The 7686-nt window shown below is 55.2% G+C and carries 8 protein-coding genes; 5 read left to right on the forward strand and 3 right to left on the reverse strand.

From position 1 onward, the window contains the following. From ABF287_RS07440 to ABF287_RS07450, 3 genes are all read right to left on the reverse strand, one after another. The coding region (locus tag ABF287_RS07440) for an AMP-binding protein (RefSeq protein ID WP_347184377.1) at window positions 1–872 on the reverse strand (872 nt) is incomplete at its 3' end. Window positions 873–1050: 178 nt separating this feature from the next. Then, entirely contained in the window at window positions 1051–2199 is a 1149-nt protein-coding gene (locus ABF287_RS07445) for a CoA transferase (protein WP_341247464.1), read from the reverse strand. A 4-nt stretch (window positions 2200–2203) separates the two neighbouring features. Next, window positions 2204–3130 carry a hydroxymethylglutaryl-CoA lyase gene (locus tag ABF287_RS07450; protein ID WP_347184378.1) on the reverse strand — a complete coding sequence of 309 codons (927 nt, stop codon included), beginning with the start codon at window positions 3128–3130 and terminating at the stop codon, window positions 2204–2206. A gap of 195 nt (window positions 3131–3325) precedes the next feature. On the opposite strand from ABF287_RS07450, the gene ABF287_RS07455 reads away from it, so the two are divergent. The 5 genes from ABF287_RS07455 to ABF287_RS07475 all read left to right on the forward strand — a co-directional run. Then, window positions 3326–4300 carry a tripartite tricarboxylate transporter substrate-binding protein gene (locus ABF287_RS07455; RefSeq protein WP_347184379.1) on the forward strand — a complete coding sequence of 325 codons (975 nt, stop codon included), beginning with the start codon at window positions 3326–3328 and terminating at the stop codon, window positions 4298–4300. After that, window positions 4297–4734 carry a tripartite tricarboxylate transporter TctB family protein gene (locus ABF287_RS07460; RefSeq protein WP_347184380.1) on the forward strand — a complete coding sequence of 146 codons (438 nt, stop codon included), beginning with the start codon at window positions 4297–4299 and terminating at the stop codon, window positions 4732–4734. Before ABF287_RS07455 ends, ABF287_RS07460 begins: the two co-directional genes overlap by 4 nt. A 3-nt stretch (window positions 4735–4737) precedes the next feature. Beyond that, window positions 4738–6252 (forward strand): tripartite tricarboxylate transporter permease, encoded by a 1515-nt coding sequence (locus ABF287_RS07465; RefSeq protein ID WP_347184381.1) that lies wholly within the window; start codon window positions 4738–4740, stop codon window positions 6250–6252. After that, window positions 6249–7118 (forward strand): NAD(P)-dependent oxidoreductase, encoded by an 870-nt coding sequence (locus ABF287_RS07470; protein WP_347184382.1) that lies wholly within the window; start codon window positions 6249–6251, stop codon window positions 7116–7118. The genes ABF287_RS07465 and ABF287_RS07470 overlap by 4 nt, the downstream gene beginning before the upstream one ends. Continuing rightward, on the forward strand, window positions 7115–7686 hold a 572-nt coding region (locus tag ABF287_RS07475), incomplete at its 3' end, for a dihydroxy-acid dehydratase (protein ID WP_347184383.1). The genes ABF287_RS07470 and ABF287_RS07475, both read left to right, overlap by 4 nt.

The raw sequence follows: 7686 nt of genomic DNA on the forward strand, positions 1-7686 counted from the left end.
ATGGCGTCTGAACCGCAAAACAGCGCGCGAATAGAACAGCCGTCAGGTGACCATCCAGTTTCGGCAATACGTTTCAACAGCAACAAGTAAATACTCGGCACAGCCGTCATAAACGTGGGTCTTACATCATCAATCTGATCTAACGCGCGCCTTGCATCAAAGCCAGAGGCACACACAACTTGGCCACCGCGCAACAACACAGGCAAACAGGATCGCCACAGACTGTGAAGCAGCGCAAATGGCACAACGCATAATGATTTGTCCTCATTCGTTAGCCGCGCTTGATCGGCAAATGAGATGCAGTTTGTCACCATGCTAGCGTGTGTGTGCGCGATAATTTTGGGAGTACCTGTGGTGCCCGAACTGGTGCTGAGCAAAGCGGTTTGCATCGGGTTATCGATTTGCTGTTCTGGTGGGCGGGTGTAGCGGGTCAAAAGCAGATCAAATTGCCCTGCTGGGCGCTGCTGATCTGTCACAAGCCGCAAAATTGATACGCCGGACGCTTCCGCAGCCATAACCAAGGCGGATCCCGCCCGCTCTGTGACTATGATCGCCGCAATCGGTAACTCGGCGAAAAAATATTCTGCTTCTTGGGCTGGAATAGATGGGTTCAGCGGTAGCGGGATTGCTGCTGACATGACCGATAGGATCGCGGTTAAAAATTCAGGTCCCTCATCCAGCGCAACGATGACAAGGTCGCCAGATTTGATTTGCGCAGACCTTAGCTTTTCAGCCGTCTGGTCAATTTGTTCAATGAGCTGCGTGTGGGTTGAATAGCTCCGATCAATGCCGCCAACGGCTGCCTTGTCGCCGAACTTGCCGGCCACATCGCGAAGGCCTTCAATAATTCCACTGTATTGTTCGTGTGACACCACTCGTCATGCCTACTGTTTACTAAACTACGTTTCACTGTTTGGGCTGACGCAGCGGCGAATGGCATCAAATCCCTATCCGACAGTTTAATACATTTTATTGGCTTATCAACGGCTTGGTATTGAAATTAAACGCCAACCAAAGTGATTTCACTTTCGATAGGCTGCAAGAGATACTTTAATTCGGTTCGCCTTTGTTCAACAGCTCGCTCAGTACTTCTTCTGTATGCTGGCCAAGGGCGGGCGGGGCGCGGCGAAGCTGCGGTGTGTTGACGCTTTGTTTTATCGGGAACCCTAATATTGGCGCATCAATCCCTTCGGGTGTCTTTGTCCTGATGACCATTTCGCGGTGCTCAATCTGGGGATCATTGAGTGCGGCGACCACATCCAGAACTGGGCCAGCGGGCACGCCAGCGGCGTTGAGTTTGCCCATCCAATTCTCTGTGGTGTCGCTGATAAGCCGTGACTGCACCTCGGCGGTGATCGCATCGCGGTGGTTTATGCGCGCTTCGTTCGTTGCAAAGCGGGGATCATCGAAAAGGTGGGTGCAGCCCAGCAAGTCAAAAAGCCGCGCTACGATCCCGTCATTTGACGCGGCGATCGCAATGTGACCGTCCGCCGTTTCGAATAGACCGTAGGGTGCCACGAGGGGGTGGTCGTTTCCTGCGCGCTGCAAGGGCTTGCCGGTCGCGAAAACTTCTGTGGCCATATAGGCCAACATGCTGACCATGCTGTCGGTCATGGCGATGTCGATGGCGTTAAAGCGGCGCTCGTGCCTTGGCGCTGCAAGAGCGGCTGCACAGGCGAGGGCTGCGTAAAGTCCCGTGACCAGATCGCTGATCGGCAGGCCAGAGCGGAGCGGTGGCGCGTCAGCGGGTCCGTTGGTCCACATAAACCCGCTCATCGCTTGGGCAACAAAGTCGAAAGAGGGGCGCGCAGCATAAGGTCCAGTTTGTCCAAATCCAGAAATATGACATGCGATCAGCCGTGGGTTTAGTGCCTCAAGTGTTGCATCCGATAGGCCCATATCGGCCATGGTGCCCGGCTTGAAATTGTCGACCAACATATCTGCATCGACGATTAAGGCCCTGAGCTTTGCCATGTCGTCCGCGTCGCGCAGATTGATCATAACAGAGCGTTTATTGCGGTTGAATGAAGCAAAATAGGCGCTGAACTCACCAATCTTGCTGCCTTGGTCGCGAAGCGGATCGCCCTGTGGGGTCTCAATTTTGATGACATCCGCCCCAAGATCCGCCAGTTGCTGTGTGCAAAATGGCCCTGAAATGACGCGGGTAAGGTCGATGATGCGCGTGTTGTTCAGGCTCATTGGTTCAGCCCACCGCGCGGATTGCGCTGTCCAGCGGCTGTGTTGCGCCAATCGGAGGCGCACTCAGAAGCCGCGCAGGCAAGGGGTGGCCTAGTGTTTCAGCCAACCAGCGGCCGTGGGTGATGAGTTTGTCAAAGTCCAAGCCTGTCTCATAATTCTCAGCATGCAGAAAATGAACCAAGTCTTCGGTTGCAACGTTGCCCGTGGCCCCGGGCGCGAACGGACACCCCCCGATACCGCCAAGCGAGCTTTCAAACCGAGTGATGCCAACAGAGATGCCGGTCATCACATTGGCTAGCGACATGCCCCGCGTATCATGAAGGTGCAAAATCAGTTTGAGATCAGGATGGGCGGCTTTGAGTTGAGTAACGGTGCGGCGGATTTGGCTTGGTGTGGCGGTGCCGATTGTGTCGCCAAGTTTGATTTCGTCAAACCCCATGTCCACCAAAGCGCCAGCAACTTTCAGCAATTGCGCCGTGGGGGTGACGCCTTCAAAAGGGCACCCGAAGGCCGCGGCGATTGCAGCAACAGCACGTTTGCCTTCGGCGCGCGCCAGATCACGGACCGGTTCACATCGTGCGATTGCATCTTCGACAGAACAATTGCTGTTGGCGCGGCTGTGACTTTGGGTGGCTGACAAGAACCAAACCCATTCATGGACACCGGTGCGCGCGGCGCGCTCGGCACCGCGCAGGTTCGGGACGAGGGCTTGGAAAATTACATCCTGTGCATCACTGACACCGGCCATGACATCTTCGGCGTCCGCAAGTTGTGGGATAGCGCGTGGTGAGACGAAACTTGTGGCCTCAAACCGTTTGACGCCTGCATCAATTGCGCGCTGGATCAGCTCAATTTTGTTGGCAACTGGAACGAGTACTTTTTCAGACTGCAGCCCATCTCGGGGCCCTACTTCGGTGATTTCGATTTTCATTGTCTGATCCCTGTCTTTTCTATGTCGCGCCATTTGAATGTCCGCGCGTCACTTTCTGTGTACATAATCATGTGAACGCGCATAATGGAACTTTGCCATCGCGTTTCGCGATGGCAATTGTATTGAACCGGCATTTCATGTTCTCACATCCGGTGGATAGGCTTCACGCAATGCGCTGCTAGGGAGGAAATTGTCATGCGCCTTACGATGTTACTTACAAGCAATTTAGGAATGATCACGGCCGGGTTTATGTCCCTTGCCGCGTTGCCTGCACAGGCGACGGAATGCATTGCACCGTCGAACCCGGGTGGGGGTTGGGACTTTACTTGCCGTACAATCGGTCGGATTTTGTCCGAACTTGATTTGGTGGATGGCAACGTTCAAACGACAAACATGCCAGGCGGAGTTGGTGCGGTGACCTTTGCAATGGTCGCAAGCGAACGTCCTGCTGACGAGGAACTGATTGTTGCAACGTCAACAGTTGGCATCACGCAAATCGCCCAAGGTCGTTACCCAGGTGGCGTTGATGATATGCGTTGGTTGGGCATGTTGGGCGCTGACGTTGGTGTTGTCGCTGTTGCAGCTGACAGCGATATCACCTCGATGGCGGATTTGAACGCAGCGCTGAAAGCGGATTCGTCTTCGCTGACAACTGCGGGCTCATCTTCAATCGGTGGTTGGGATCACATTCGTTTGTTGATCGCAGCGCGTGAAGCGGGCGTTGAGAACCTGCCAGACATCCGCTGGGTTCAGTTCGACGGTGGTACAGACGCGGTCACACAGCTGATCGGTGGTCAGGTTGATGTTGTTTCAACAGACATTTCCGAAATCGGTGGTTTTGTTGAATCTGGCGACATTCGCATCATTGGCGCAATGTCAGACGAGCGTATTCCAGCGTTCCCAGATGCGCCAACGATGAAAGAGCAGGGCATCGACATGACCGGCTATAACTGGCGCGGTCTCTACACTGGTGGCGACGTTTCTGACGAAGCATATGGCCAGTGGGTGTCTGATCTTGAAACTCTGTACAACTCAGAGAACTGGCAGACTGCAGCGGTTGAGTTTGGTCTCGTGCCAATCTGGCGCGGCGGTGCAGACTTTGAAGCCTATATCCGTGACCAAGAAAAAGTTACGGCTGACATCTCTCGTGATATTGGTGTGATCGAGTGATAAGTACACGACTATTGGCCGCCGTGATCTTTGTGGTCGCGGCGGTCTACACCTACTACGGAAATACCTACACAGTCTCGTTCGGCGACGTGCTTGGCCCGTCTGTTTTTCCTGTGATTGTGGGCGTTCCTGCCATGATTTTTGCAGGATCACTTGTAGTATTTCCGGGCGGCGGCGTGCAGTGGGCTGGACGGACGCACCTTATCCGACAGGGCATCGCGCTTGCGGTTCTGCTGGCTTACGCGTGGCTGTTGAAGCCGCTTGGATTTCCGTTGGCTACCTTTGGATTGATCGCGGCACTGGCGGCGACCCTCGGTGGACCTGCTGTGAAATCCATCCAATTGGGCGCGGCAATGTCGCTGTGCCTTTGGGTATTGTTTGACCAAATTTTAGGGCTGCCTTTGGCATTCCTCGGCACAATCTTCGGAGCTTGATGCATGGAAACGCTTTCGCTGTTGGCCAGTGGTTTCACGGTGGCCCTGTCCCCTCTTAACTTATTTTTGCTTTTCTCAGGCTGCTTTGTCGGCACGCTAATCGGCGCGCTTCCGGGGTTGGGCCCTGTAAACGGCGTGGCGATCTTGATCCCGCTGACATTTGCGTTTGGACTGGATGCAACGTCGTCGTTGATCCTGTTGTCCGCGGTTTATTTCGGTACCATGTACGGCGGTCGCATCAGCTCAATTTTGTTGAATATCCCCGGTGATGAGCCTGCGGTGATGACAACCTTAGACGGCTATCCGATGGCGCAAAAAGGTCGTGCGGCTGATGCGCTGGCCCTGTCGGGTGTGGCGTCCTTTGTTGGGGCCACTGTGGCTGTCATTGGCTTGTCCCTGTTCGCGCCGATGCTTGCGCGCGCGGCCATTCATTTTGGACCAGCAGATTACTTTGCGCTTTATATTATGGCCTTTGCGACCATCGGCGGTGTGGCGGGTGTTGATCCGCGCAAGACACTTCTGTCTGCGCTGATCGGGTTGATGATTGCGACGATTGGCATTGATCCGATCTCGGGTGTGCCGCGCTACACGGATGGTAATTTCCACGTCTATGATGGGATTGAGCCTATCGTTGCTCTTGTGGGTTTGTTCGCCATTTCAGAAATTTTGGTCCTGTTGGAAAAACATATCAAGGACCGTTCCAAAGCTATTCCTGTAGACGGATGGATGCCGTCCCTGTCGACGCTGCTGTCCACCAAATGGGCAATGTTGCGCGGCTCACTGATCGGGTTTGTGGCGGGCGTGCTACCCGGTGCGGGTGCGTCGCTTGGCTCGGTGATGTCCTATTCGATGGAGAAGCAAGCCAGCGATAAAGACGGCACATTCGGCAAAGGGGACCCACGCGGTGTGGCAGCACCCGAGGCTGGCAACAACGCGGCATCTGGCGGTGCGCTGATCCCGATGTTGTCGCTTGGTGTGCCCGGTTCCGGAACCACGGCTGTGATGCTGGCCATGTTGATTTCACTTAATGTCCAGCCCGGCCCATTGTTGTTTGAACGCCAGCCGGATCTGGTCTGGGGCCTTGTGGCATCGCTGTACATGGCCAATGTTACGCTCCTCATCCTCAACATTCCGCTCATCGGCATTTTTACCCGCCTGATGGCCGTTCCTACATGGGCGCTGCTACCAATCGTGGCGGCTGTCAGTTTTGTGGGTGTCTTCTCGATCTCAAACTCAATCTTTGATCTTGAAGTGATGATTGCCTTTGGTGCCTTGGGATACCTGCTGCGCAAGATGGATATCAGCCTTGTGCCACTTGTGCTGGGTCTGTTGCTGGGCGGCGACATGGAACGCAACCTGCGCCGTGCGATGTCTATCTCGGACGGGGATTGGAGCATCCTCGTGCAAAGCTGGATATCGATTGCGCTCTATGCCCTGACCATCGCCTTTCTTGGGCTTTCTGCATGGCTGGCTATTAAGGCTAACAAACGTGAAAAAGCGCGGAACCTAGCGGAATGACTTGGGGTTTTGTAGGGCTCGGGCAGATGGGACTGCCCATGGCGCAGCGGTTGTCAGCTGTCACTGATGTGATTGCTTACGATTATAAAGGGCGCCAGTATGATGGGCTGAAAACGGCGATCTGCCCGTCAGAGTTTGGTGTTTGTGACGTTGTCGTGTTGTGTTTGCCGAACGGTGAAGTGGTTGAGGACATGCTGTTTGGTGAGCACGGGTTTGCCGAAACCCTGCCGCGCGGTGCATTGGTCATCGACACTTCTACGACATCGCATGGCACTGCCGGGCGTGTTGGTGCGCGGCTGGCTGAACGTGGATTGACGTTCTTGGACGCGCCTGTCTCTGGCATGCAGAAACGCGCTGAAGAGGGAACACTGACCATGATGGTCGGCGGTGAGACCGCTGTGCTTGAACAACACCGCGAAAAGCTCAGATCGGTTGCGTCGAAAATTCTGCACGTGGGGCCCATCGGGGCAGGGCAGCTGGCCAAGTTGATCAATCAGTTGCTGTTTGACGTGAACATGGCAGCCCTCGCTGAGATTTTGCCGATGTCCGCCAAACTGGGGCTTGATCCGGATCAAGTCGCTGAAATTGTTAATTCTGGCACAGGCCGTAGCCACGCGAGCGAGTTCTTCTTGCCCAACATTTTGCGCGGCGTTTTTGACAAAGGCTATCCCATGAAGGCCGCCTACAAGGATTTGATCGCAGGAGCCGAGGTCACGTCCGAGAACGGCTTCCCCGCACCGGTCCTTGCGGCGGCCACAACCACCTATCAACAAGCATTGGCCCAAGGGCTGGGTGCACAAGACAAAGGCGCAATGATCAAGGTGTATGAACATCTTGTAGGCGCCCTATTCAGGAGCAAGAAATGAGTGACGAACACGGGCTGCGTCGCGGCCTTACCAACTATGGCGATCAGGATTTTGCCGTCTATCTGCGCCGCTCTTTTGCGCGCTCGATGGGGCTTAGCCGCGATATGTTGGAAAAGCCGATCATTGGCATTGCCATGACGCCGTCGGATTTTAACAACTGTCACCGCACCATGCCTGAATTGGTAGAGGCGGTCAGCCGTGGTGTGCTGGCGTCTGGCGCGCTACCACGTGCTTTTCCAACCATTTCAACCGGCGAAGTTTTCTTAAACCCGACCTCAATGGTGTACCGTAACCTGATGGCGATGGACACCGAAGAGATGGTCCGCGCCCAGCCTATGGATGCGGTTGTGATGATCGGGGGTTGTGACAAAACGGTGCCGGCGCAGCTGATGGGTGCTGCTTCTGCGGACGTGCCAGCAATCCAATTGGTGACAGGTCCGATGAGCACCGGACACTACAAAGGCGAGCGTTTGGGCGCGTGCACCGATTGCCGCCGTTTCTGGGGCCGCTTCCGCGCGGGTGAGATTGAGCGCGACGAAATTGATGTGGTTGAGGGTCGCTTGGCGGC

It is taken from the genome of Pacificibacter sp. (assembly GCF_039769035.1).
GTDB lineage: Bacteria > Pseudomonadota > Alphaproteobacteria > Rhodobacterales > Rhodobacteraceae > Celeribacter.